Source organism: Thalassobellus citreus (assembly GCF_044385915.1).
Taxonomy (GTDB): Bacteria; Bacteroidota; Bacteroidia; order Flavobacteriales; family Flavobacteriaceae; genus Thalassobellus; species Thalassobellus citreus.
Genome location: NZ_JBISCC010000085.1, coordinates 1 through 300 on the forward strand (window position 1 = coordinate 1; position 300 = coordinate 300).

Below are 300 nucleotides of genomic sequence, written 5' to 3' on the forward strand. Positions count from 1 at the left end.
CGATGGTTGTACTGCTGATTTAGTACTGAACTTAACGGTTACGCCGAAACCTGCTGATATTGTTACCAATGCTACAATCTGTTCTGGGGAAACCTATACATGGACTGCTGGTAACGGGAATGACTATACCACAAACCAATCCGGTGTTAGAGTTACTAACGATGGTTGTACTGCTGATTTAGTACTGAACTTAACGGTTACGCCGAAACCTGCTGATATTGTTACCAATGCTACAATCTGTTCTGGGGAAACCTATACATGGACTGCTGGTAACGGGAATGACTATACCACAAACCAATC

At 43.0% G+C, this 300-nt stretch carries 1 protein-coding gene; it reads left to right on the top strand.

Annotated elements, in window-relative coordinates:
* Positions 1-300, top strand: a 300-nt coding sequence (locus ACH5TX_RS00685) for a hypothetical protein (protein WP_439337630.1), incomplete at both ends; no start/stop codon positions are given.